The following is a 24,686-nucleotide window of genomic DNA, read 5'->3' as shown; positions in this document are numbered from 1 at the left end:
TCAGATATTGTCATTCTGGCAAGGACTGGGCTGGAATGCAACGTCAGCGGACTAGCTGGCCTGCAGGCGCTTAAGACAGCGGTGAAATTCGTTTAGTGTGGCGTGGCAGCACATGACCTGCCAGGACGCTAGGTACTGTATGTCTGGACGCGGTGTCGGGTCGGCGGTGAATTGCTGAGCCAGTCGGAAAGCTTCGTCGACGCAAAAATCGTAGGCGGCTTGTCGGTTGACAGTATCGTGAATGTCGAAGCCCTGGGACGCGCCAGGAATCAGTTTAACGAGTGTCAGGGCTTCAAGGGTGGCGTGGTTAATATCCATGCTTGCATCTCCTCTTTTATTTGTAGTCTGTCGCTACATTTACATTATCCAGAGTGAGCAAATCGAAACACAAGCATTTACCAATTAATTCGTGGAATTAGGCAAGCTATTGTATCGGAGCAGTGCATTGAGGTTAGATGGAGTTACCTGTTTTCTGGGCTCAGGGAATTGACCATTTTCAACCTTCCAGTTCAAATACTCACACAACCCAGTCAAGTCAGGGAACAGTGTGTTTTTGTTAATGCCACACCTGTCCAGTGAAACAACAATTTCGCGTCGAAGCTTACTTGGAACCCGATACTCGGTGAGTAGGGTTTTCGCTTCCTTATGCTTTTCGAAAGGAACAAACATTTTGTCTTTCTTCGAAAATGGATGTGCGGTAAACCATCCGTGCTGAGCAATGATTCTCTCATTCGCAAGACGGGGCTGGATGACCCAGGTTTTGCCCTGATCGAAAGGATTGCACTCCAATGACTCCAGAAGCATAGTATCGGCTATCAAAGAATAGACAAAAACGTCGCCTTCTTTCCTAGATGCACATGCAAAATACAATGCGACTAATGGATTACTTGTCCAATCTAGAAGCCTGGTTTTCAAGCCAAAGTGCTGAGCAAGGACAAGTAGATCCCAGACAGTATTATGATGCGAGGAAATTTTAGTCACACCAATTCGTGAAAACTGCGCAAGTAATTCCATCTCAAGAGCGGTACTGTCGACTCGGGAGTCTTTTCTTGCCACCGAAGGAAGGAGATTGCCCTCGGTAGCCTGCCCCCGGAAAATCGCGTGGTACGACAGTAGATCGTAGGCACTTAGTTTTTCGACGAAGTCGGCCATTCCCTTGATTTCAACTTTACGCATCTACCGTGCCTACCCTATGTACAGTTAATTGGGATTACTGAACCCAGCTTTCCACCACATCCGATCCATATTGCTGCTTCCATTCTTTCAGGGTCTTGTGGTTCCCGCCCTTAGTCTCGACCACTTCGCCTGTATGCGGGTTGTGGTACCGCTTAACTGCCCTTTCCTTGCGCGGTGCCTTCGCCTGCACCTGTACTTGTCCGCGTCCAGCCTGAGGATCAAGAATGTTGACGACGTTGCGAAGGGACATGCCGTACTCGTTCAGCAGTTTGCGCAGTTTTTCTTCAAATTCGAGCTCTTTCTGCAGTGCGGAGCTGCCTTTCAGGGCTTCCAGGGCTGCGAGTTGTTCGGCGATCTGGCGCTCCAGGGCGCGGTATTCTGCTGCTTTTGACATTAGCATTGTTCCTTATAGGTGATTTTAAAATTCGAACCTGAGCACCACTATATCCACAAGATTTGAAAATCTCAAGAAATCTTGTAAGTGCCTAGTTAAGCTCTTTCCACTCACCCACAAGCTTCAGCCACTCTTTAGCCCTCGCCTGCATTACTATTCTCAGACCTTCTTTCTTGTCTTGGAAAAAATCTGCTTGCTGCCTCCTGAACTGAAGAAACATCTCTTTATCTGTCACTACCTCTAATGAAGTTTTATTAATATCTTTGATAAAGTCATGGTATTCACTCAAAGATCTTGTTGCGTCGGTAATCTCCATCCACAACACGCCCTTCTCATGAGAAATTCCGGCTGCCAGATGGAAGCTTGAGAGCAGGTCAGGAAGCCTTCTGCTCGCTGCCTCTGCCATATGTTTTAAATCTTCGTACTTACCTTTATTTTCATCAAAATCCACAATCACACTACTGATAGTTTCATCCGATAGAAGACTTGGATCTATATCTCGCGCCCTCACAATCCGACGAAATGCATCTGGCCTAAGATATTTAGAAAATATGGCATTCAAAAGTATATTTAATGCTGCCGCAGATTCTTTTTCACGATTATATTTAGGAATAAGCTCCATAAAAACGTAAAAAACGTACGCCGAACACAACCCGACGAATAAGTCACTGGCGACAGTACCAGTTGCATCCGCCTGCAAAATTGAAGAAATCTTACCGCCTTTAAGAAACGACCAGACTTCCAGCTTTAGGTTAATGAGGATGACTAGAACGAACGAGGTCAGCGCCCCAACCAGCATCCATTTTTCCCTTGCCTCCTTCCAAATCCACATAGCTATCTCCCTGAAAAACCTCAAGCTTAAAAAGAACCCCGCACTGCGGAGCTTTTGTTTACAAACGGTTTTGCTTAACCAAAGAACACTCACACTCATGCCGCGCCTTGTGTCGAAAGTGGGTGTTCATCTACCTATGCGGGAGCCTTCATTTAGCCACATCCAGTTGTTGCAGGCGATGCGGTCGCATTTCTGGCTACAGTGAGCCCACGCCGCAACCGTAGCAACAAGCAATGCCTGCGGTCAGTGCTGCATGATTTTGCAGTCAAACGCCTTTTTGAGATCTACCGAGTTGATCAGACCAGGGGGCAGCTGTCCTGGGTAAGTGATCTCTGGCTTGCCGGTGATTTGGGGTTATGAGGCCTGTCGCTGCATCCAATAGATCGAAGCCTCGATAACCTCCAGCACTCGAAGCTTTAGCGTCTGTTCCATCAAGTTCATGTCTCGTTTGTACTTTTCAAAAGTAGTTACGCATGCCGGATCGAGGCGCTGCTGCTCGCTAAGCTCGTTGCCCAAATTTTGTGGGAATGGATGCAGAGGCCATGAGTTGCACTGTTCCGCAAGCAGTCGCACCTTGTCTGTCAGAACAAGCCAGTCAAGCGCATACTCGGGCGAAATGGATGCCGCCATCGTCAGGCAGTGCTGGAAATCCGGATACCTTGAATGAGCGGTTTCCATTGCAAATTTGAGCTTGAGGATTTGAGCACTCGTCACGATCGAGCTCTTGTGGGCCTTCAGATTGTCTAGAGCCAGGATGGATGCGTCGATCGATGTAATAGGGGTTTCGTGACCAAAAACCCGGGTGCGCTCGTAGGCGTCAATGACGGAGGCGACGATCAGATTCAAAGGCGTTAGCGTCAGCTTTTCCCTGCGATAGCTGGGTATGAGCTCAATCACTACATAGAATACATATGCAGAAAATAGCCCCACGAGCAGATCACTACTAACACTGCCGGTAGCCTCCGCCGTGAGAAAAGCAGCCGTCTTGCCTCCTTTGAGCCAAGGCCACACATCAAGCTTGAGGTTGATTAGGATGATGAGGCCCAATACAGCCAGTGCAGCGGCAAGCAGCCACTTTTCCCTCGTTTCACGCCAGACCCACATACCCCGTCTCTCCCTGAAATCCGGCCAGCATACCGCTAGGGAGGCGCTTTGACATCAGTGAACCAGGCGTGTCAATCAACTGCTGAGCTTTTCGCTGGAGATTTGGCTCAGTCGTTGCGTTCCTTCTTTACCAGGCGCATACCCTGGTGCTCGTAAAGGAAGGCTGGAAGGCCGATACCGAACGCCCCGATAGCGTTCTGATCACGAATCGCGTTGGTCACAAAATCGTGCATGGCAGTATCGGTTCGCTGACCTGCGTCGATAGCTGCTGCGAAGGCCTTGTTGGCATCATCTCCAAAGAAATCGCGCATGCCGATGACCGCGACCTTGCCCACAGGGATCTCAACCATCGTGGCAACAGCAGGAGTCGAGTCGGCCTTACTCGCGTCCCCATTGTCAGGCCCAGGAACGATCTCATATCGGTAGATGTGGTACTTGTTCGTAAGCGGGCAGCACACGCTCAGGATAAAGTCGGCCTGGTACGCGGCGAAGTTCTTTTTCATGCCGTTGTGCTGAACTGCGCGGTCGAGTACAGCCTGAATCGAATGCTGCACAACACCAGCAATGAAAGCCGCGCTCAGCAAGCAATTGGGCCCGAAATCGCTGCGTTTGAACATGTCTTCGTCGCAGAAACGGCCGATGAATTTGTGCTCCTCACACAGCATGGCCAGCTGATATTTGTCATCCCGGTAGGTAGGTTTCAGCTCACCCAGGTGGTTGCGGATCGAATTCATGATGTGCTGAGAAACAAGCGTACTGCCCGCAAACGCGATGGCACAGCCCCCTTCGTAGATGAAGCCATGATAGCCGTTGAACCAATTGCCAAGCAGGTTGACACCGTTTACGCGGATGGGCATTTCGTAGACTTTTTTGAACCCGCTGACAACCACCTCGCCTTTCTGAGTGATGCTGCTGTCAGAGGCGAAGAACGTACCTCGGCCATGGATGCTCTTGATACCTTCAACGTCTACCTGCTCCAGCGTGTGACCAGCGACAATCAGCGTCATGCATGTGCTCCCGGAAAATCAGCCAGCATACCGAGAGCACGGTGTTTTGACATCAAAACATGGTGTGTGGCCTACATCTCTTCCGAGCGATGGCCTACACCTAGAGTCCACGAGTCAAGGCATCACTCGTCAGGTGCGATTTGGAGGGGTCTTTTTCTCCAGACTGCACAACATAACAATCGCCGAGGCGGTCATGTGCAAAACGTAGGCAGCGATCTCTGGATCGACTTCTGAGACCCCCGAACCTTGCCCATGACCACCTTCTTTATTTCGGATGGTTGGAACACTACTCTCCAGCAGCGTAGAGAGGGCATTCAGATGATTCTGATGATATGACGGCAGAAAATTTTTCGCTAACAAGACAGCAAGGAGCCTTTTGGCAGGGGATGTTTTATCGTACTCCCACCCTCGCAACTCCAGTATGACCTTGATGGTACTCTCGAAGGCCTTCAGCGCATCATTGAGAGCTTCTTTGAGATTGCCATGCCTGTAGTGCTCGTATGCACCAAAAAACTCATCTCTAGGGCCTGCATATTCAGCTTGGTTTAAAAAGCCAATAGCAGGTTTTACAACTTCCGCATGGAGCAATTCGGAGTCAATCCGCAACACCATACCAGAACTTATTTCGTATCCTTTTCCATGCTCTTTAAAGCGTGTATTTATTTCAGAAACACAAGCATCAATGCATGTTCCGCTATCTTCTCTTGGATACCCGTATGCGTATGCTTTCTCACGATAATTTTCAGCAATCATAAAGCATAACTCAACAGCGTCCAAAACGCGATCCACGTCCTTTTCAACTTTTATGAACTGGACGACCTCTTCGACAACCGAAGATCGGTCATACAGATCCCGAGCAAGCCTATTAACCCCATATTCACGGCGCAATAGTTCGCAAATAGCACCGTAATTTCGCTCCTGTTCGTTACGATCCTGGATACCGAGCACGTCACCGATCACGTAGCAAATTTGGGTGCGCAAATTCAAGCTGAAGTCGTCATACGTATAGACATCCGGCTCCAGGCCGAGCTCACGCTTCCTACGTTTTGAATACAAATCGATGACTGGCATAGGCCCTCCAGGCGCTGTGAATTGGCATCATAGCGAGCCGTGGGCCATTTGACATCAAATCAGGCGGCGATGTACTCGGTAGCCAGCCTGTCCGCGTTGTCTTCCTGACTGAAGTCATTCCTAAGCACGCCCCGGCGTTTCAGTTCAGCCAGATACTCGAACTGACTCAGGTCGCCATTGGCACGAGCCGTGGCCAGGGCCTGCAGCTCCTCTGTCGACGCATTGATGCCATATTCAGTGTTGATGTCGCACGCGAACTGGGCATTCGACACACGCGAGAACCTGGCCAACATCTCAAAAACCTTCGCGATAGCCGATGCGGTGGCCGTGGCCATGCTCGCGATCTGGTTGTTGTTCTCACCGGCATTCAGAGCACGGCCAGTAGCAGTTTCGACGACGCCATTGTTCTGCAGCATCTCTATCCCGTACGAAGCCATCAGGCCTTCCAGATCTTGCAGGCTCTGACGCCCGGCATTGATGGCATTCCCGCTGTGCTCCACGAATTTCAAATCACTGCCGGCGTTGGCCACGATCGCGCTATCGACACCGATCTTGATCTCCACGCCTTCCTCTACGCCCGAGGCGAACAGAATCGGAACACGGGCAACGTGAAGAATATTTCTCTGATCACTAAATTCCTGCCAGTGAGCGACGTTCATATGAGCAAGGTCGATCATCGGTGGCGGACAGAACAGCGTGCCGCGTGTCTCAGCGGGATTTGAGTGGATCGGAATCACCGGGATTTCTGGTAGGCCAAAGTCCCTCCATGGCTCAATCTGGACGTAGTCAGAGCCATCGGATTCCTGGTACAAGCACCACAAAACCTTCCCCCCAGAACGCCTAAAAACTCGCACCCTGGCAACATTTCGCTCACCCCATTCACCGTCCTCGACAGCTGCGACTTCAGCTATCCGGATCTCCTGCAGGCGACCATCCTCATCCAACTTGTACCCCAAGATGTCGTCTGCAGACAGCCAATAAACGTAGGGCTGGCCACCGTCGACCGGGGCATCAACACACAGGAATGAGGTGCCATTCCACAGCGCATCCTGGAACACCACGGACGCCAGGGCAGATACTGAAGTCCCTTTACCGTCGATATCGGATGCAAACAGCTCCGCCAACTCAGGATGGCTCTCAGACGTGACTCCTACTGGCCTGGAAAAAGGCTTTGAACTCAAATTCTTCACAACGCGGGCAATGAAGTTCGTGAGTACCGAGCGTTTCAGCCGTTTACTGTATGCGAGTGGTGTTTCGCCAGGCTCTTTCGGCAGGTACTCCTGGCCAGCGGCGCGCATGGCCTCGGTACCGCCACGGAGAGCCCTGATGATCCTGCGATCGGCCAGGTATTTCCCGCAGATCTCACTGCGATCTTGTACTTTCATGGTCTTTTCGACTCTTATTATGGCGTTTATTTAACCCATTATCCCATGGGAAACAGAGGTGTGAGGGCGTTTCCACGTCAACCTGTAAGCCAAGGCATCCCAGGCGTGATCGTCAGGGCCCTTAGCCACGGCATCCAGCTGATCGTCGTCACGCTGCAGGAATGGCAGGGTCTTAATCAGGAATTTCGCAGCAGGGAAAAAGTAGATATGGGGGTTGGATGGATCTTGTACCTTGGTGGCCTGCAGCCGCCCGAACATGAGCTGTGCGGAGGTCACACGGGAGCCAGGTGACTTGTCAGAGTTCACAAAGTCGATGCCCTCGGCTTTCAGGTCTTTCGCTACTGTCGGTGCGTTCCCCTGATCGACCTTTGAGCCGTTGTAGATCTGATTATCTGCCGGCCCTGCAGCGACTTTTTTGTGAGCACTCAGCACCCCGGTCAGCAGCTTTTCCTCTTTCTGTTTGAGCCGTGCCCCGATCTGGCGAGCTGAGAGGAATAACCCAGCATCCGGGCGTGCCTGCTTGCCAGTTTTTGGATCAATTTCGGTGCCGTAATCTTCGCCGACCACAATCAGGCTGCCCTTGGGAGGGCAGAATTCACGATTCCCCAATCGCACAGATTCCCCGTTAGCTTCAGCCACCCACAAGCAGCAAAATGGAGTGGACTGGCCAAAGTCAAAGCAACGATCAACCTTCCATCCCGCAGGGATCTGGAACGGATCGAGCAGCAGGTTTTGAGACCAAACGGGGCCAAACATCGCTCCGGTATCGACAGCTTCCCAATCGCCCTCCAGCCATGCGGCCCGTTTCGCTGGATCGGTGAGCTGGGCCAGGTAGTTTCGGATGTAGCCGTCGTCGATGTAGTGGTTTTGAAAGATGGTGCCAAAGAGCGCGGTGCGCTGCCTGGTGCCATCGGCGTTGTAGGTGATCTCTCCGGGTTTACGGCCTTCGATAAAGCGCTCGTACACCCAAGTTCGGCCTGAGCCCCAGGGGTTTGTGGTTGATCGGACTTGCAGGGGTGGCGGTAGTGGCTGGGATGCCGTTGGCTGATACGCAGTACGGAGCGTAGACAGCATGGCTTCGTAGACCTCGATCGTTGACCACGTTGCAAGCTCGTCAAAGCCAATAAACGCGTACTGGTGGCCGTGGAATTTTCCGTCGTACTCCCGGACGTGCTTAATGTGGTTGAAGATCAAAACCTCACCAGTGGGGAACGTCCAGCTGTGCTTCGTCTCGTTCCAAACAGCCCCTGGGAAGATGCGCGGAATCAGCATGCCGGCAGTCTTGACCAGGTCAGCAAGATGCTTGAACTCTTTCCGAAGGATGATCCCCCTCCAATATGCGCCCCAGCCTTTGCCCACGTGCTGCAGGAAAGCCATGATCAAAGCGTCGCTTTTCCCGTTACCCCTGGAGCCGTGGAACAGCACTTCGCGGGTCAGGTATTGGGGCTGGCCGAGCACCAGGAACATCGACTGACTTCCCGGCAGAGGCTTCCATATGATGTTTTGCACGGCCCTCACCAAAGGCCGGATAGCCTGAAAGGCAGTCATGCCCTGAGCCCCGCTTCGCGGTTTGCGCACAAGCCGTTTTTGCTTACAAACACCGCTTCCAGGATTACCAGGTCTTCTAGTGCTCTGGGATTGGGGAATTTCGGGTCGGGGTCATGGGCTTGGTGGCCGTCCCAGTAAACTGCATGGAGCCCGTGGCCGCTGCGCGAGAGGATTGTCAGGATTGCGGGGCAGCTTCGGACAACATCGGGGCTGCAGGGGTTGCCGGTTGTTCCGAGGTGCAGGTAAAAGGCCGGGAACGTGGCGTAGGACGGCGTGACTCCAAGCTGCAGGAGCGCGTTGCACGTGTCTGCAGCTGTAGTGCCGCGCAGGTCTGCACAAGGCCCAAAGCAGTCTAGGGCCTGTTCGTAAGTGATGCTCAGGGCGTTGGCCAGGCTGGCTACACCACAGTCAGTCGGTGTCCGTTGCTTGATCACTGGAAAGCTCTTTTGTTCTTGTTTTTGCGAGCTGGAGGGCATCTTGTTGTTGCTGTGCGAGCACCTGGGCGATGTCCGCGTCGATCATGGTTGTAGGAATGAGGGCGATGCCTGTTCCTGTCTCACCTCCCTCTTGCTTGATCACGATTTCACGGCGGGCAGGGGCAGCGAATTGGTCTGGGAACATGCGCTGTAGAATGTCGATCGCGACCCTGGGGTCTTGCATTGCCCCCTTGAGCGCGGCATCACTGAGTTTCTGGCCGACCTTTGCGCGAGACTGCTCAATTGCGTCCAAAAACTCTAAGAGCAGCTCATCGTTTGGAGCCAGGTTTTCCCGATCTGGGTTGCCATCAGCGATGTCCTGGGCAAGGGCTTTCCAGTGGTAGTACGTTGATTTCGGCAGGCCGATCGAGCCCACCGCAACCTCTGTCAGCGGGGTCTTTGTTAGCGCAGTAGCCAGGCGCTTGATAAGGTCTCGGGTGAGTGCTCTGGTACCCATGCTCACTCCAGAAACCGCACGCCAAACTTGGCAATCATCAGTGCGTCGGAAATGCCATCGTTGCACCCGCGTGTACCGTCTTTCTTCGGGCGCTTGCCCCTGTAGATCGCATCAGCCCGGAAGACCTCGAAAGCGATTTCACCAATCTGCTCTTTGCTCAGTCCTGTGAGACTTTGACCGCCTCTCCAAGCTTGCGGGCGCTCCAGGCGGTAAGGTACACCCAGGCACTCCAAAACAGCCCGAGCAGCCCCATAGCCATCGCCAAAGCTGAAAGCCCCAACAGCCCCTTCGCCAGGGCGAGTCCCAACCATCTCCAGAACAGCCAGGTCAATTTTGAATTGAGAGAGCCGAGAAAAAAGCGCCCCTGCATCGACCTTATTCTTGCCGCCGATTTCTTTTACGGGCATACGAAAACAATCGACAAGATTGAAGTTCTCATCGATCACTGCAATGCCTCCGGAGAGGCCAGGGTCAATTCCAAGGACGTGGCGCATAACGACTGTCTTTATTATTGTACAGTCATTGTAACACTTGCAGATTGTTGTTTGTGCGCAACCAGACCAGGCTTAATGGAAATCAAGTCCTCTAAAACACGGGCTGTTTTTAACGGCAGCGGCGGAAGATTTTTGGCAAAATTTTCTACAAGCCATTTGCGGTGTGGGCTTTCCAAAAAAGCCTGTTCTTCCCCTTCGTAAATGTAGTCAAACCCCTCCTTTTTGCACCACTCCTCCTGCGTCATAACGCTGCCATCTTTGCGCGGTTTTGACCAAGGGCATTTTACGTTGGGCACAGTAAAGATGAAAACGTGATGTATACTATTTTGCCTGGCAGCGCAGATAAGGTCGCGAGCAGCATCGGAGTTAGGGATAACTCCTTTCCCCTGGTACCAGATCCGATTATTTAAACTATCGTGCCAGTCCGAGCGATGCTTTTTCGTGACTGTATACTCCACCTCGATCTGCTCGAAGGGCATATGCTGCATACCACCGAATACTGACATCCGGAATTCGGCCCAGCTGTGAAACGGGCGCGGTACAGATGGCAAGCTTGGGGCTCTAATGATTGACTCCCCTTCCAGGAACTTTCCGGCATGACGCTGCCGGTTGTAGTCGTTCCATTCAAAATCGAGCTCTACAGCTCTAATCGCGTCGGAGCAAATCTTCAGCAGGTTGCGGTCAATATGCTTATAGCCTTCCTTCTGTAAGAGCAAAGTATCGTATTCGGGGGACTTCAAAATATCGGCAATAGCTTGTGGGCTGTTCATCATATGCACTCTGTTCTTATTGTTATGTGCTGTTATGATTATTATGAAAAATGAGCAAAGAGCGGCGCAACATCTATTTCGCAAATTATTAAAGATATTTATATTGCCCTGATCGACGCATCCACGGACGGGGCATCCTTGCCCCATTCTAATCAAGACCCGGTGTATCCCTGCATCTGCTCAAGAGACTTGGGGTCGATGATGTAGTAATACCCAACCTTTTCGCCACCATCCTTCCTCCTGGTCTTTAACCCGTGCATAGCCATGATTTCGGAGATCGCGCCCTGCTTGGATCGATCCGAAATATTTGGGGAGTTTTTGGGTAACCTGAACCCTGCGAGGATTGCTTGCTCACGGGCTTTATTAATACGGTCGTAGGCTGAGACGGAATCTTCAGGCCTCCATTTTCCCGACTGCATACCCCGGAAGACCTCCCTAACAACACACCTGAACTCATTGAATCCAATAAAGTAGAGATTCCTGTAGTTCTGAAGCTTAACCTTGCCGACGCCATCCCCCCAAAATTTTGCGTCCTCGACCGTCAGTTCATTTTTCTTAAGCGCCGCCCTGGCCTGAGCGTTGAGTGCAGCAAAGTACTCATCTTCGCTTGCCGAGCCATTTTTAAAGATTTTTTGGGCTTCGGTTTCGGAAATTTGTTTTGCGCTCAAAAGTTTTTGGGTGGAGTCTTTTTTCAGCGCTTTTCTTGCGCTCGAATTTGCTTTAAATCCTTGGATGCCTTTTTCGTCGTCGCGCTCCATCTGCTCAACCTGGAACCCCTGTCGGTGCATTTCGCGGGGGAGCGTGAATAGAATGTTGTCCCTAAGCCATGCATTGCGTTTGCGGTGGGCGTGCACCTCGACGTCAAAATCAGTCTTATCCGAAGCGTTAAACTCGAAGTCTGCGACCTCTTCCTTGCGGTTTTGAGGGTTGCGGATCCCGACCGTGAATTCCTTGGTTGTACGGTTTCTGCGCAGCATTTGAACGGCTTCCCTGGGGGTTACCGATCCCTCGAACAAGCCGTAGTGCTCATCGAAGTGGCCACTGGTGATCGATAGCGCGCTTGTGATCGCAGGGCTGTAAATCACCACAGCATGTTCGGTTGTGTTTGGATTACTGATAAATGCAGCCTGGTCAGGCCAGCTGGCGCTTTCGGCAGTTATGACAAGTGCTTGCACGCCAAGTTTTTCGGCGGCCTTGCCCAGGGCCCTGGCGTCCTTGGCGATGTCGCATGCGATCAACACCTTTTTGCTGCTGCCAATCGATTCCAAGGCCATGGCGCGGACTTGATCGAGCTGACCGAGATGGATTTTGTTGTCGCCATGGGACTGCTTTTTACTGAAAATGCTGACGATTCCGTTGTGATCGTTAAGCAGTGCCAAGCATTCGTCGTTAATATCGGCATCGGCCAGGATTGCCGAGCGAGATCCCGATTTGAGGAGCCGCTTAAAGGTTTTCCAGACCTCCTCCCGCTCCGCAACCGAACCTTCGAAGATGTGATTTATGACTTGTGCGGCTTCATCGACGACCACCAGATCAACATAACTCAGGAATTCTTTGAATTTCTCGCTATTAATAGAGTTGACCACGACTTTCAGGCCCCTGGCGGTTTCCATCTGCCTTGGTGCCACATCTTCGTAATGTACGAGGCCGTCGATGTTCAGGTTTTTGATGATCGAGCGCCTGTGGGAAATAACCACGACTTTTTTGCCGTCGACCAGGTATTTTTCGATTACTGGCTGAAGAACGCGGGAGGTTTTGCCCCACCCCGTTGGCAGTTGCAGGAGTCTTCTGCGCGGTTTGTCCCTAAGGATTTCGGCGCAAAGGGCTTCAGGGGATTCGGGGTCGTACTTAAAACGGTATTTGAAGTCATCAGAGCGGACTGCGTAGTCAGCTTCGACCTTGCCGATACTTTTAGCGAGTGCTTCGGTGCAGACCTGGGCGTCGAAGTCCGATGCAGCTTGTAGCAGTTCCACCGACCTTGGGATGTTTACTTTGCCGTAGGACTCGCGGACAAGCTCCAGGGCTGCTTTGTCCAAAGCTTTTTCTGTTCTAGCTCTGGTCAGCACCCTCAAGAAGACATCCGATCGCTTAACGTCGTACACGTTGTCTGCGAGCTTCCCGTTGTCACCGTCGAAGACTCCGGACGCTGTTGCATAGGCAGCATAAATTGCGTTTACGGAGTCGGTGGAAATATCAACCAGGCGCTTGATTTGTGGGTACTCAGATTTAAAGTACTCGGCTTCCGCTTGCGGCTTACCCGTGGCAATAGTCATGTACCCTTCCATTCCGCCTACGTTATTGATGATAACGGACTTCGAGGAATGGACGTCACCAAGGATTTTGCGTTCGATATTTTGCAGGTTAGATTTCTTCATTTTCGTCACTTATTATTGTTGAGTGCTTACTGCACATTTTTATATTGCAGAATGAGCAAATAGCCGCGCAACACCTTTTTCAATGTTTTCGCTTGCAGGTTTTTGATTATTGGTTATACAGGTTGCTGGGGTTTAACCGGAATTGCGCATCGTCGCGCGCAGTTGCTAAAAGCGTTTCTCTTAGCCAAAGATCTTGCTTCACGCCTGCCTCCAGGGTTGTATATCGCTGAATCCGGTGACCGTCCACCCTCAACGGGTTCATTCCTATTTAAAAAGGAAAGGACGGTTGAGGGTACGGATAAATTCTTTGGCTAAGAAAAACTGAAGGTTCCTAGCATGTATACCCCAAACTACAAAAATGCCAAGCAAAAACCTGTTGCGTAGCCTTTAGCTACATTGCAAAAATATAAATGTGCACGACACAACAACAAAAAGAGAGCATCAACATGAGCATCAAATTTTCAACCCAGACGACCGCAGAAACACGTTTTGTAAGAAATCGCGAAGCTGCTTCGTTCCGCGAGTTCTACGATTCCATCCTCGCATATCAGCGCACCAGCGAAAACAAAGACGGCCCGACATTCACTCCTTCATTTTTCAAGGCGCCAGAGCGCAATGCAGAAAACGTAATCGGCACAAGCTTGGTGATTTTTGATGTTGACCAAAAGCCGGGAGATGACCAAGTCGGCCTGGAAGAAGTGGAAGACGCACTGATCGACCTCAACGTCGAACACGCTGTCTACACGTCTTTTAGCAACACTCCCGAGTGCCCTCGATTCCGAATCGTCTTGCCGCTCGATCGAGCCGTTACCACGGATGAGTTCCTGCCTGTAGCTGCCGCCGCACTGGAGGCACTAGATGACTTCTTGGACGGCAGGCTGCTGAAAGTGATCGACGGATGCTGGCGGGAAACAAGCCGCTGCTACTACACGTTTACGACCCACCCTGATCGTCGCAACGGCGCCATTAGCTTTTACAACCCAGGCAACCCGCTAAATGCGCTGGAGTTAAAAATGGCGCAAAGCAGCTACGGTATCGACGCCGAATACACCAAAACCGGAAAGCCCCGCCAACCAGGCACAGCAGTGGGCGCCCAAGGCCGGTCGATGGATCTAAACCGCATACTCGGCGGTATGTTCCGATCAGCCACCGAGACTCAGATCGTCAACAAAATCCTGCAGGTCGACCAGCAACAAAACAATGGCAACGAGTACTTCCGCGACCAGTCTTACGCCCGCCACCGCCCACGACCAGGCGAGTCTGCCGACACTGCAGCTCTTCGCGCCTGCAGATCGTGGGTCAAATCCCACCTAAACTGGCTCCGCCGTAAAGCCAAAGGCATGGACACCACGATCATCAACCGCCAGGCCCAATCCAAAGCCCCAATGCCCACTCACGAAGCGCTCATTAAGCTCAAAGACTTTAAGCCAGGCAAAACAAAATCTGGCGGCGATACAGCGCTAGCCGAATTCGAAATCGTGTCAGGGGAGCACGCCGGCAGGCACGTTTGGCACCGTTTTTACAGCAACGGCAACCACCCAACGGCCATTAAAATCTCAAACGAAATGTTGGAAAAGCTGAAAACCGCAGCGAACCTCCCCTCCTCCAGCTTTAGCGACGTTTTGAAAGCAAGGGATGTAGTCATCCACGCACGAATAAAACACAAGCCTGGGACGAACGGCTATCCTGCGCAGAATGAAATAGGGACATTTTTTACGCAGTAATCAGTGCTTCCAGGCACATATAGCCCGAAAGACAAACCGGGCTAATTCAATAATGCTGGGGAGGTCAAACCTTTTCCGCCTCAGCCGTCATCCTTTGTGCATATCTGACTAAAAACTCACCTTTACCACTTCTGACTTCGTCGCGAACATACCCTTTGACCCCCTTATAAAGCTCCTGATACTTCGCATGATTTGTTATCGCGCCATGAAATGCGTTGTCCACATCCATTGGCCTAGCGGGAAATATTCCGTGGCAGATAGGCTTGAGATCTGCAAGACTAAGCCGTTTTTTTGTCAACGCACATGCCACCGCCATGAAATAGGCCACCACTACAATATCAATATGTTGCGAATAGCCAAAATCTCGTATTTCTTTAAGCTGTGGATTGATAAAATCAGCAATTCGACTATCTACCTCTCCAGGCTCCAGAGAATTAAATTTGCGTAACGTGTCAGATTTAGAATTTTCGTCACTCGTTATCATTGCCATTCCAGCCCCCCAGATGGCAATTCCAGTGACAAACCCTATATTGACGGGAAAAAGCAAAATCATCGGTGCCAGAAATAACAATAAGATACCGATAATCACAGTACCAAAACATATTCCAAGCCAAGCGATCTGAGCAGCAATAGCGCCAATAAAAACGGCTATCCCTGCAGCCAAAAATAGCAATCCTACTAATTTCCTGACCATCACAACTCCATGTAAAAAAATTTATAGCATGGATGATAGCGCAATGCCTGCAAGCGACTCAAGAAATTGACAACTTCTCATTGCTCTCGCGGCTGTTGCTAATAGCACGGATTTTGGGAGCTCTCGCTTGGCGAGGCCCTGACTAAATTCCTCGGGCAGTTGCATCCATCCAGTATGGGCTTTTGCGCGCAACCACCCAGCTTTTGAACGCAAACCCCACCCCGACACCCAGCAAATCCGCACACCAAGGTTGAGAAAACTACCGTTCGTCGGATTGCTATTGACGGAACCACGGGGCAGTGTCGGACAACATTCGGACATGCCTAATGCCTGCGGGGGTTTCGCGGTTTTGGCCCTGGGGTTGCGGGTATTAGGTACACTTAGTATACTTTATTTTACCATTTACTATTTAATTAGTGGGGGTTAGCCTCGTTCCTGTCGCTTTCGACACAAATTTTGAACGAGTAAAGACAATGCATTCCGCACAAATCCTTCCTGATGACCTTATTTCCGTACATGCTGCTGCAGAAATTGTCGGCGTATCTGTTGCAACGCTAGCAACCTGGCGCTCAACTGGCCGTTATGAACTGGATTATTTTAAAGATTTTCGGAACATTTATTACTCCCGCAGTGAGTGTATTGCTTTCAGAAAAGCTCACACACGACGATTTTCAATTAAAAAAGCTAGTTAAGTTGAGGAATTTATGGCACGACCGAAGATGAGCGACCACGAAAAGGTCAAACAACGTGCCATGCGGCTTAAATTAAAGCTCGACGAATGCGCTCAACTTTTGGCCGATGAGTTGATTAGTGATGATCCTCACACCCAAATTTTGCGCGCAAACGCACTTGCCGAACGACTTTCCCTGGCCAAAGCTATAGTCGAAAACCGAGATGACAAAGCCGAACTACAAAAGAAACTTGCTTTGTTACCTGGCGCTGATGAGCTGCAAGCATATGCCCCGTTGGCTGAAGTAAGTCTAAGGATAGGAAAGATAGGAAAAAGCCGCGAAGTCGAGTATCTGGAATTAACAGCAGATTTCGACCAGCTTATAACAGAACTAAACGAAATCGAGAAAGCCGAAGAGCTTCCCCTATCCACTCCCTCCTCGATCCATCAAGTCGCTTACTCACAAGCATCCTTCGGCTCTGGTCGTCCTGCGCGAGGAATGTTGGAAAACCTTGACCGAGACCTTTCTGAGTCAGTTTTCACAGGCAGGCACGCGCTAGCTCGCGCTATCGTCAACTCAGAGCGTCCCACCAAGACAATGGGCAGACCATCCAGGTCGGTTGACGAAGTTGTAAAAGAAAATAGCGAGCGCGCCGCCGAAATCGAAAATTTAATCGATAAATCGGAACAGAGTTTGGCCGGGGTTGAAATTTTTGACCGGGCAACAAAACTGTACCGCGATACAGCCTCGAACTTAAAGCGCCTGGTAAAGGAATCCGGTGGCGTCGTTCAGTCAGAGGCCAAAAGCCAACTGGTGAGCGTTGAACAGCTGCTGAAGGACTTGAAAAAAGAAAGAGTAAGGTATCTCCAAGCTGGCGAACCTGATCTGCCGGTGTCGCACCTCAATAGCCCCCGGTTCCACTTGCTCAACGCGAAGTCTATGCTGGCTACTACCCGCGAGATATACAACGAAATCGCCTTGGAAAAAGACCTGAAAAAACTCAGGGCTGCAAAATAACGGGCGTCCGCACAGGCTCACCCGTCATCCCATCGTCGCTGGTCACGCCGACGCTCTCCTGCTCAAACCTCTCCGCCCCCCTGCGCTTTGCCGACAAGGGCTCAAGCAGGAGCGTCAGCGAGCAGGAACTGCGGCGGCGAAATCAGATTGCACAGCACCCAAACCCCGACAACCATCCCTACCTGCCCGCCAAATGCTGCCAGAGCCAGGTACGGGTATACAAAGCCATGCGGAATAAATACAAACGAAAGCACCGCTGGCGGGACGACAAAAATCATTGAAAAAATTCCGTCTCCAAGGAAGCCAGGGGTAAACCTATAGGCAACAGCCGCGTACTCCTGGATGGTGTTTGCCTGCCAACCCATAGCCCCGCAAAGGATGGTGACTGGCAGTAGCCAATACTTAAAGTAAAGCCATGCCAACCTCACCATAACCTTCCCTCCGGCGCCCCAACCCAGTATTTGATGATCTGGCCCAACACGCAGATGGCGACGAGCGTAAGCATCCACTTTTTAAAGCTGACACGCCTTAACAGCAGGTTGACCAAGCCTTCCATCGTGCTGCCTCCCCATCAGTTAGTAACTGATGAAATAATATATGCCATGGACAATTTGTCAATCCGGCTGCATTTGGTTTGCTTTGCTTTGATGCTGCATGATCCTGCTGCATTTGCGGTGTAGCCAGGGTGTTGCCACAGCTACGACCAGAGGAAAAATCACGGGCTACACAAATCGCGTAAGCTGCTGAAAAATCTGGGATCTACTCTGTAGCCACCGATGGAATTGCAGGTAGGTCAGCGTGCCGGATCGATACCGTCAACGAGGTGGAGTACTTCAAGGCAGGCGGGATTCTGCATTATGTGCTGCGCCAGCTGATTGCGGGTTGAGGGCGCAGCCGCACCGAAAAACCTGCGACACCTGCCAATCGAGCGCCGCCCACACGGCGTTCGATTGCTCAGGCACCCTTGCACCAAAATCGAACACCTTTTGTCACGCATGTTAAATAATCACTCAATAATCCCGGTGGCTTGCCGATACCCATCCAAAGCCCTGCGGACTATCACCCCATGCGTAACAACCAGCCGATTACCCAGAGAGAACGGACTTTCCCTGCCCAGCAGCGGTTGATCTCCACCACCAACGCCAAGGGCGTGATTACCTACTGCAATGATGCCTTCATCGACATCAGTGGGTTCACCCGCGAAGAACTGACCGGTGCGCCGCACAATCTGGTGCGCCACCCCGACGTGCCGCCTGCTGTGTTTGCCCATATGTGGCAAACCCTCAAGCAAGGCCAGCCGTGGATGGGTATCGTCAAGAACCGCTGCAAGTCGGGCGATCACTACTGGGTCAACGCCTACGTCACACCGATTTTCGACAACAACCAGGTGGTCGGCTTCGAGTCTGTGCGGGTCAAACCCACCGCCGAACAGATCCGCCGCGCCGAGGCGCTGTACCAGCGCATCAATCAGGGCAAGCCGCCGGTACCGCGCCGTGACAAGTGGCTGCCGGTGCTGCAGGACTGGTTGCCGTTCATCCTGATCAGCCAGGCGGGCTTCCTGATTGGCAACTGGCTGGGCCATTCCTGGGGCTTCGCGTTGGCCGCCGCGCTTTCCGTACCGCTTGGGTTGATCGGCCTGAGCTGGCAGCAACGCGGCCTCAAGCGCTTGCTGCGGCTGGCTGAACAGACCACCTCCGACCCGCTGATCGCGCAGATGTACACCGACAGCCGTGGCGTGCAGGCCCGCCTGGAAATGGCCATGCTCAGCCAGGATGCGCGCATGAAAACCTGCCTGACCCGCTTGCAGGACAGCGCCGAGCACCTCAGCGACCAGGCGCGGCAGTCCGACGCCCTGGCACACAAGAGCTCTTCGGGGCTGGAACGCCAGCGGGTCGAAACCGAACAGGTCGCCGCCGCCGTCAACCAGATGGCTGCGACCACCCAGGAAGTTGCCAACCACGTGCAACGCACAGCCGATGCCACCCAGGAAGCCAACCGCCTGACCAGCCAAGGCCGGCAGATTGCCGGGGAAACCCGCGAGGCCATCGAACGCCTGTCGACAGCAGTGGGCGAAACCGGCCAGACCGTCACGCAACTGGCCAAGGACAGCGACGAAATTGGCGGTGTCGTCGATGTAATCAAGGGCATTGCCGACCAGACCAACCTGCTGGCATTGAATGCCGCCATCGAGGCGGCGCGGGCTGGGGAAATGGGCCGTGGCTTTGCCGTAGTGGCCGACGAAGTGCGCCAGCTGGCTCAACGCACCGCCGAGTCCACCGGGCAGATCCACAGCCTGATCGCCAAGCTGCAGCAAACCGCCAGCAACGCCGTACTGACCATGGAAACCGGCCACCGTCAGGCGCAGGAAGGCGTTGATCGTGTGATGCAGGCTGACGAAGCGCTGGTCGGCATCAGCGAAGCGGTCGCCAACATCACCGACATGGCGACCCAGATTGCCGCCGCGACCGAAGAGCAGACCGCCGTGGCCGATGAGATCAGCCGTAACATCAGCACCATCGCCGAACTGGCCGACCAGACCGCCGAGCAGGCACAGCACTCGGCGCTGTTGAGCGAAGAGCTGACCACTACGGCCGGGAGCCAGTACTCACTTGTGGAGCGCTTCAACCGCTGACCGCAGACCTGCGCGCCGCGAGGGGTTGCACAGCAGCCCCTGGCTGGCAACGCATGCCCAGGCAGGGTTACCAGTCCAGGCTCAAGCGGCTCTCGAAATAGCGCTCTTCGCCGCTCAACGGGTCGGTGAAACGCAGGCTCTGCGCCAGCAGTTTCAATGGCCGCTGGTAATCGTCTGCGGTGTCGAGCAACTGCGGATAGAACGGGTCATTGCTGATGCCCGCGCCCAACGCAGCCATGTGCACCCGCAACTGGTGGGTCTTGCCGGTGACCGGCGACAACCCGTACCGCCACAGCGCTCCGCGCTTCTCCAGCACTTCGGCCAGGGTTTCACTATTGGCCTCACCCTCTACCTCATGCATGCGGAAAAAGGGCTCGCCATGCACCAGGCGGCTTTTGTGCACCAACGGAAACGCATGTTGCGGCAAAGCGGCCGCGATGGCCTGGTAGCGCTTGTCGATACGTCGCTCGGGGAACAGCCGCTGATAAGCGCTACGCGTAAGCGGGTTGGCAGAGAACAGCACGAGCCCGGCGGTATGCCGATCGATGCGATGCAACGGCACCAGGTGAGGGTTATCCAGCCTGCGGATCAGGCGGCGCAGCAAGGTGTGCTCAACGTACTCGCCAGTCGGTGTCACCGGCAGGAAATGCGGCTTGTCCGCCACCACCAGGTGCTCGTCCACGTGCAGCACGTGCTCCTGCACCGGGATCGGTCGCTCGTTCGGCACTTCGCGAAAATAGTGCAAGCGCATGCCCGGTTTGTAAGGCAGCTCGGCAGCCACTGCCTGCCCCTGGGCGTCCAGCACCCGCCCCCTGGCAAAGCGGTCGAGCCACTGGGCACGGTCGATGGCCTTGAAATGGTCACACAGGCAATCGAGCACCGTTGCCCAGTGACCGGGTGGCAGGCACACGGTGCTGGCTTGCTGGCGGGCGGGGTCGAAAGGCGTGGACATGGCAGGGCTCGGAACAGAAACGGCCGCGCATTATCACCCAACCCCGCCCCATCAACCAGCCTGGGCCAGCGCCTCGCTGCGTTCCTTCAACCAGCGCAGCACCTGCACAGGCTCCCAGCGGCCAGGGTCGTAAAGTGCGTAGAGCGCCCCTTGGTACCCGACCACATCGAGCCCACGGTGGTAGCCGGCCCGCTGGAACAAGGCTTCGATCTCGGCAAAGCAGGTATTGAAGTGCACCTTGCCGAAGGGGGTGCGGTCATCGGTCACCAGGCCCTCGAGGCGCAGTTCCAGAACGGCGTCGGCCACCCGCTCCACAGGCATGCGGTTGACGCTGTACTTGAGTTGCTCGACGTTGAGCATGGCTTTACCTCGATACTGTATTTATATACAGCATACGAACATCCTCGCGTCGCAGTCAATGCGCTTCATTGCAGCCCCGCCAGATAGCCGCTGCCCTTGCGGATGGTCAACACCTGGCGCCGCGGGGTGCCCCGCGCCACCGACAGGTGCACCCACTTGTCGAATTCCAGGATGAGTTGATCGAAGGGCACCGTACTTTCGCTGATCCGTTGCACGGTCTCGCGCGGGCTGACCTCGATGACCGTGAAGTCAGCCGCCAGCCCTTGTACATGCTGGCTGTTGGCGGCACCGCCAATCAAGCGGTTGACTTTCTCGCTACGGTAGCCACTGCTGACAATGATGGGCACGCCGAACAGCGCGCGCACCTGCTCCAGGGCACAACACAGCAGTTGCAGGTTGGCCCTGGCTTCAGGTGGCGGGGTGTTGTCGAACCCATCCCTGGCCGCGAGCTGGGAAACGGTCAGTTCAGCGAGGGTGAAATGTGGTGTGATCAACATGGCAAGCGGTTCCGATGATGGCTAGGGGCACCGGCACTGGTGCGCCGGCGCCTGATCATCAGCGCGCATCACCTGCCATGGAGCAGGGTTGTACCTCCCCTGTCGGTGTCATTGCCCCAGGAACGCCACCACCTGCTCGGCATCGAACGGCCAGTGCAACTCGGCACCGTTGTCACAGCGCCGGAGCACCGGAATGACCAGCCCATAGCGTTCGAACAAAGGCTGGCTTTCGGCAACATCGACCAGCTCCACCAGCAGGCCATGATCGACGAAGGGCATCAGCACCGACTCGGCCACTTCACACAGGTGGCAGCCGAGGGTGCCGAACAGTTGGCATTCAGGCAGCATGGGGCGGCTCCCGATGTGGCATGCAGAGAAACCTATTCTAGGACCACCACGGCCATCGTGCACCTTCAATCCTGGCTGGTGGCGCCGATACGGTGCAGCGACAGGTCGGCGCCCTGGAACTCCTGTTCATGGCTCAGGCGCAGGCCATGCACGGCGCGCAGCGCACCATACACGGCAAAACCACCGGCGAGTGCCACCACCACCCCCATCAGGCTCCCCAGCAGCTGGCTGACCAGGCTCACGCCGCCCATGCCGCCCAGTGCCGTCTGGCCGAAGATGCCGCAGGCAACCCCACCCCACACGCCACACAGGCCATGCAACGGCCAAACACCCAGCACGTCGTCGATTTTCCAGCGGTTCTGGGCCGCGGTGAACGTCCACACGAACAGCCCGCCCGCCACCAGGCCGGTAGCCAGCGCACCGATCGGGTGCATCAGGTCTGAGCCGGCGCAAACCGCCACCAACCCGGCCAACGGCCCGTTATGCAGGAAGCCAGGGTCGTTGCGCCCTGCCAGCAACGCCGACAACGTGCCGCCAACCATGGCGAGCAACGAGTTGATCGCCACCAGGCCACTGAGCCCCTCCAAGGTCTGGGCGCTCATCACGTTGAAACCGAACCAGCCAATGATCAGGATCCACGAGCCCAGGGCGAGAAAGGGAATGCTCGAGGGCGCAAAAGCCACCAGCCGACCATCGCGATAGCGACCGCGGCGCGGGCCGAGCAGCAGCACCGCCGCCAGCGCCAGCCAGCCGCCCATGGCATGCACCACCACCGAGCCGGCAAAGTCATGGAACGGCGCGCCAAAGCGGTCCTGCAACCAGGCTTGCAGGCCCAGGTTGCCGTTCCACACCACGCCCTCGAAGAAGGGGTAGACGAATGCCACGATCAGTGCGGTGGCACACAGTTGCGGCACGAAACGCGCACGCTCGGCGATGCCCCCGGAAATGATCGCCGGAATGGCTGCAGCGAAGGTCAACAGGAAGAAGCACTTGACCAGCGCGTAGCCATGGTCGGCAGCCAGCGTTGCAGCAGGCTGGAAGAAGTTGACCCCATAGGCGATCCAGTAGCCTATAAAGAAATACACCAGCGCCGAAACGGCGAAGTCGCTGAGGATCTTCGACAAGGCATTGACCTGGTTCTTGTGGCGTACGGTGCCCACTTCGAGAAACGCGAAGCCGGCATGCATGGCCAGCACCAGAATGGCGCCCATGAGAAGGAACAGGGTGTTGGAACCGTGGACCAGGGAGTCCATCGCGCTGTGCATGTTATCCATGAAATAGGCAGACCTGCTGAAAAAGGCACCAGGACAGTTCAAGAACCTGCATCCCTGCACCGAATCGGTGCCAGCCATCACCCTGTTTCAGTTGCGTGGGCGCGACCTGCGTGGTTTTTTCTTGGGTTTGTCGAGGATTGCGTTAAGGTTTATCGATATTCGCCGCGTGGGCGCCCCGAATCGGCGCAAGAACAGCCTGAGGTGCCCCGCAACGTGGCAAACACATAGCAAGGCGCATACCAGCACACGCGGGTGTACGGTCACTTGAACCTTCCGCGCCTGCTATCACTCGAACTACCAATATTCATCGACAGGGAGAGACACATGGCCAGCAATTCGGCAAAGACTGCACAAGAGATATTGATGGCTGACTTCCAGGCTTTGGTGCGCGACACCGAAAAGCTGCTGGCCGACACCGCCAACCTGGCAGGCGACCAGGCCGAGGAGTTGCGCGGGCAGATTCACGAGCGCCTGGCCCAGGCCCGCGAAACCCTGCAGTTGACCCAGGAGTCGGTACGCGACCGCGGCCAGGCTGCGCTGGGCAGCGCCGAGCAGTACGTACAGGAAAACCCATGGCAGGCCATCGGCATCGCTGCCGGCGTCGGCCTGTTGATCGGCCTGCTGGCCAACCGGCGTTAAGGGGTTCCCATGGAGAACGAAGCCAACGGCGCCGGCGCATCGGGCAGGCGCCTGGGCGCAGCCGCGCTGGGGCTGCTGCACAGCCATATCGAGCTGTTCGGTATCGAGCTGCAGGAGCAGAAAGGCCGCACGCTGAGGTTGCTGTTGTTCGCCGGCCTGGCACTGGTGTTCGCCCTGCTGCTGCTCACTGCACTGTCGGGCTTGCTACTGGTGCTGCTGTGGGACAGCTATCGCCTTGCCGGCATCATCGGCCTGTGCGTGTTCTATAGCCTGGCTGCACTGTATTGCGGTGTACGGTTGAAGGCAGCGGTGTTCGACGAGTCATCTCCCTTCAACGCCACCCTCGAAGAACTCGCCAAGGACCGGGAGCGCTTGTTGCCATGAACCTGCCACAACTGCCGAACACACGAAACCCACGCGAGCTGCGCAAGGCGTTGCTGCGCCTGCGCATGGAAATGCACCGCCAGGAGATCCGCCACGAATCCGGGCAACTGCTGGCACCGTTGCAGCGCATGCGCGGCATGGGCAGCTCGCTGCACGACGGCTTGGGCATCAAACACGCGCCGCTGTGGGGCATTGGCGCTGTGGTAGCCCTGGGCTTCATGACCGGCAAGGGCGTGCGCAGCGGCAACCTGGGCAGGCTTGTGCGCCTGGGCACCAGCCTGCTGCCGCTGGTGCGCCTGTACCTGCAAGGTAGCCGTCGCCGCTGAAGGCGGTGCATGGGCGCAGGCTCGACCGCGAATGTGTCGGTGCCGCCACCGGCCATTCGCGGGTAATGCGTGCCAGCGG

The 24,686-nt window shown here is 54.4% G+C and carries 27 protein-coding genes and 1 pseudogene; 8 read left to right on the top strand and 20 right to left on the bottom strand.

The window, feature by feature from the left end:
- Positions 1 to 51 precede the first annotated feature (51 nt).
- The 13 genes from L1P09_RS07600 to L1P09_RS07540 all read right to left on the bottom strand — a co-directional run bounded on the left by L1P09_RS07600 (position 52) and on the right by L1P09_RS07540 (position 13,089).
- On the bottom strand, positions 52 to 318 hold the full coding sequence (locus L1P09_RS07600; RefSeq protein WP_023661703.1) for a hypothetical protein: 267 nt from the start codon (positions 316 to 318) through the stop codon (positions 52 to 54).
- Positions 319 to 402: 84 nt separating this feature from the next.
- The gene (locus L1P09_RS07595; protein WP_235768680.1) at positions 403 to 1,176 is read right to left on the bottom strand and encodes an FRG domain-containing protein; all 774 of its coding nucleotides are present in this window, start codon (positions 1,174 to 1,176) and stop codon (positions 403 to 405) included.
- Between the two features lie 34 nt (positions 1,177 to 1,210).
- Positions 1,211 to 1,570 carry a histone-like nucleoid-structuring protein, MvaT/MvaU family gene (locus L1P09_RS07590; RefSeq protein WP_023661705.1) on the bottom strand — a complete coding sequence of 120 codons (360 nt, stop codon included), beginning with the start codon at positions 1,568 to 1,570 and terminating at the stop codon, positions 1,211 to 1,213.
- Positions 1,571 to 1,661: 91 nt separating this feature from the next.
- Positions 1,662 to 2,501 (bottom strand): hypothetical protein, encoded by an 840-nt coding sequence (locus L1P09_RS07585; protein WP_235768679.1) that lies wholly within the window; start codon positions 2,499 to 2,501, stop codon positions 1,662 to 1,664.
- 255 nt (positions 2,502 to 2,756) lie between these two features.
- On the bottom strand, positions 2,757 to 3,506 hold the full coding sequence (locus L1P09_RS07580) for a hypothetical protein (protein ID WP_235768678.1): 750 nt from the start codon (positions 3,504 to 3,506) through the stop codon (positions 2,757 to 2,759).
- A gap of 107 nt (positions 3,507 to 3,613) precedes the next feature.
- Positions 3,614 to 4,513 carry a hypothetical protein gene (locus L1P09_RS07575; RefSeq protein ID WP_235768677.1) on the bottom strand — a complete coding sequence of 300 codons (900 nt, stop codon included), beginning with the start codon at positions 4,511 to 4,513 and terminating at the stop codon, positions 3,614 to 3,616.
- A gap of 129 nt (positions 4,514 to 4,642) precedes the next feature.
- On the bottom strand, positions 4,643 to 5,584 hold the full coding sequence (locus L1P09_RS07570; RefSeq protein ID WP_235768676.1) for an STM4504/CBY_0614 family protein: 942 nt from the start codon (positions 5,582 to 5,584) through the stop codon (positions 4,643 to 4,645).
- 59 nt (positions 5,585 to 5,643) lie between these two features.
- Positions 5,644 to 6,969 carry a DUF4055 domain-containing protein gene (locus L1P09_RS07565; protein WP_235768675.1) on the bottom strand — a complete coding sequence of 442 codons (1,326 nt, stop codon included), beginning with the start codon at positions 6,967 to 6,969 and terminating at the stop codon, positions 5,644 to 5,646.
- Positions 6,970 to 6,999: 30 nt separating this feature from the next.
- Positions 7,000 to 8,436, bottom strand: a complete 1,437-nt coding sequence (locus L1P09_RS07560) for a terminase large subunit domain-containing protein (protein WP_235768674.1) — start codon at positions 8,434 to 8,436, stop codon at positions 7,000 to 7,002.
- A 489-nt stretch (positions 8,437 to 8,925) separates the two neighbouring features.
- Positions 8,926 to 9,450: a hypothetical protein gene (locus L1P09_RS07555; protein WP_235768673.1), complete on the bottom strand. Its 525-nt coding sequence runs from the start codon at positions 9,448 to 9,450 to the stop codon at positions 8,926 to 8,928.
- A 2-nt stretch (positions 9,451 to 9,452) separates the two neighbouring features.
- Positions 9,453 to 9,944: a RuvC family protein gene (locus L1P09_RS07550; RefSeq protein ID WP_235768672.1), complete on the bottom strand. Its 492-nt coding sequence runs from the start codon at positions 9,942 to 9,944 to the stop codon at positions 9,453 to 9,455.
- Positions 9,945 to 9,958: 14 nt separating this feature from the next.
- Positions 9,959 to 10,714 (bottom strand): PDDEXK family nuclease, encoded by a 756-nt coding sequence (locus L1P09_RS07545; protein ID WP_235768671.1) that lies wholly within the window; start codon positions 10,712 to 10,714, stop codon positions 9,959 to 9,961.
- 152 nt (positions 10,715 to 10,866) lie between these two features.
- Complete coding sequence (locus L1P09_RS07540; protein ID WP_235768670.1) at positions 10,867 to 13,089, bottom strand: DEAD/DEAH box helicase family protein; 2,223 nt, start codon at positions 13,087 to 13,089, stop codon at positions 10,867 to 10,869.
- Between the two features lie 446 nt (positions 13,090 to 13,535).
- Between L1P09_RS07540 and L1P09_RS07535 the strand changes: the two genes are divergently transcribed.
- Complete coding sequence (locus L1P09_RS07535) at positions 13,536 to 14,813, top strand: hypothetical protein (protein ID WP_235768669.1); 1,278 nt, start codon at positions 13,536 to 13,538, stop codon at positions 14,811 to 14,813.
- A gap of 64 nt (positions 14,814 to 14,877) precedes the next feature.
- Here the strand turns inward: L1P09_RS07535 and L1P09_RS07530 are convergent, their stop codons facing one another.
- Positions 14,878 to 15,507 (bottom strand): hypothetical protein, encoded by a 630-nt coding sequence (locus L1P09_RS07530; RefSeq protein WP_235768668.1) that lies wholly within the window; start codon positions 15,505 to 15,507, stop codon positions 14,878 to 14,880.
- Positions 15,508 to 15,980: 473 nt separating this feature from the next.
- Here L1P09_RS07530 and L1P09_RS07525 point away from each other — a divergent pair, with 473 nt between their 5' ends.
- Together L1P09_RS07525 and L1P09_RS07520 are read left to right on the top strand one after the other, a co-directional pair.
- Positions 15,981 to 16,199 carry a helix-turn-helix domain-containing protein gene (locus L1P09_RS07525; protein WP_235768667.1) on the top strand — a complete coding sequence of 73 codons (219 nt, stop codon included), beginning with the start codon at positions 15,981 to 15,983 and terminating at the stop codon, positions 16,197 to 16,199.
- A gap of 27 nt (positions 16,200 to 16,226) precedes the next feature.
- Complete coding sequence (locus L1P09_RS07520; RefSeq protein ID WP_235768666.1) at positions 16,227 to 17,195, top strand: hypothetical protein; 969 nt, start codon at positions 16,227 to 16,229, stop codon at positions 17,193 to 17,195.
- Between the two features lie 101 nt (positions 17,196 to 17,296).
- Here L1P09_RS07520 and L1P09_RS07515 read toward each other — a convergent pair whose 3' ends face one another.
- Positions 17,297 to 17,626, bottom strand: coding sequence for a hypothetical protein (locus L1P09_RS07515; RefSeq protein ID WP_235768665.1), 330 nt, complete (start codon positions 17,624 to 17,626; stop codon positions 17,297 to 17,299).
- Positions 17,627 to 17,994: 368 nt separating this feature from the next.
- Here L1P09_RS07515 and L1P09_RS26310 point away from each other — a divergent pair.
- Both L1P09_RS26310 and L1P09_RS07510 read left to right on the top strand, forming a co-directional pair.
- Positions 17,995 to 18,081 (top strand): annotated as a pseudogene (locus L1P09_RS26310) (hypothetical protein); the annotation flags it as partial.
- 180 nt (positions 18,082 to 18,261) lie between these two features.
- Positions 18,262 to 19,827: a methyl-accepting chemotaxis protein gene (locus L1P09_RS07510; RefSeq protein WP_029886187.1), complete on the top strand. Its 1,566-nt coding sequence runs from the start codon at positions 18,262 to 18,264 to the stop codon at positions 19,825 to 19,827.
- 67 nt (positions 19,828 to 19,894) lie between these two features.
- Here the strand turns inward: L1P09_RS07510 and L1P09_RS07505 are convergent, their stop codons facing one another.
- The 5 genes from L1P09_RS07505 to L1P09_RS07485 all read right to left on the bottom strand — a co-directional run bounded on the left by L1P09_RS07505 (position 19,895) and on the right by L1P09_RS07485 (position 23,258).
- Positions 19,895 to 20,779, bottom strand: coding sequence for a pseudouridine synthase (locus tag L1P09_RS07505; RefSeq protein WP_054905084.1), 885 nt, complete (start codon positions 20,777 to 20,779; stop codon positions 19,895 to 19,897).
- A 51-nt stretch (positions 20,780 to 20,830) separates the two neighbouring features.
- A complete protein-coding gene (locus tag L1P09_RS07500; RefSeq protein WP_009683997.1) occupies positions 20,831 to 21,139 on the bottom strand; it encodes a hypothetical protein in 309 nt (102 codons plus the stop codon).
- Positions 21,140 to 21,204: 65 nt separating this feature from the next.
- Entirely contained in the window at positions 21,205 to 21,636 is a 432-nt protein-coding gene (locus tag L1P09_RS07495) for a D-Ala-D-Ala carboxypeptidase family metallohydrolase (RefSeq protein WP_029886185.1), read from the bottom strand.
- A 108-nt stretch (positions 21,637 to 21,744) separates the two neighbouring features.
- The gene (locus tag L1P09_RS07490) at positions 21,745 to 21,984 is read right to left on the bottom strand and encodes a glutaredoxin family protein (protein ID WP_009683999.1); all 240 of its coding nucleotides are present in this window, start codon (positions 21,982 to 21,984) and stop codon (positions 21,745 to 21,747) included.
- 65 nt (positions 21,985 to 22,049) lie between these two features.
- Entirely contained in the window at positions 22,050 to 23,258 is a 1,209-nt protein-coding gene (locus tag L1P09_RS07485) for an ammonium transporter (RefSeq protein WP_054905085.1), read from the bottom strand.
- A gap of 324 nt (positions 23,259 to 23,582) precedes the next feature.
- On the opposite strand from L1P09_RS07485, the gene L1P09_RS07480 reads away from it, so the two are divergent.
- The 3 genes from L1P09_RS07480 to L1P09_RS07470 are packed head-to-tail and all read left to right on the top strand — an operon-like array spanning position 23,583 to position 24,607.
- On the top strand, positions 23,583 to 23,897 hold the full coding sequence (locus L1P09_RS07480; protein ID WP_009684001.1) for a DUF883 family protein: 315 nt from the start codon (positions 23,583 to 23,585) through the stop codon (positions 23,895 to 23,897).
- Positions 23,898 to 23,906: 9 nt separating this feature from the next.
- A complete protein-coding gene (locus tag L1P09_RS07475; protein ID WP_009684002.1) occupies positions 23,907 to 24,281 on the top strand; it encodes a phage holin family protein in 375 nt (124 codons plus the stop codon).
- Positions 24,278 to 24,607, top strand: a complete 330-nt coding sequence (locus L1P09_RS07470; protein WP_009684003.1) for a hypothetical protein — start codon at positions 24,278 to 24,280, stop codon at positions 24,605 to 24,607. The genes L1P09_RS07475 and L1P09_RS07470 overlap by 4 nt, the downstream gene beginning before the upstream one ends.
- The last annotated feature ends 79 nt before the right edge of the window (positions 24,608 to 24,686 follow it).

Source organism: Pseudomonas juntendi, from assembly GCF_021560075.1.
Lineage (GTDB): Bacteria > Pseudomonadota > Gammaproteobacteria > Pseudomonadales > Pseudomonadaceae > Aquipseudomonas > Aquipseudomonas juntendi.
Note: the sequence above shows the minus strand (reverse complement) of the source record. Positions and strands in the feature narration are given on the sequence as shown.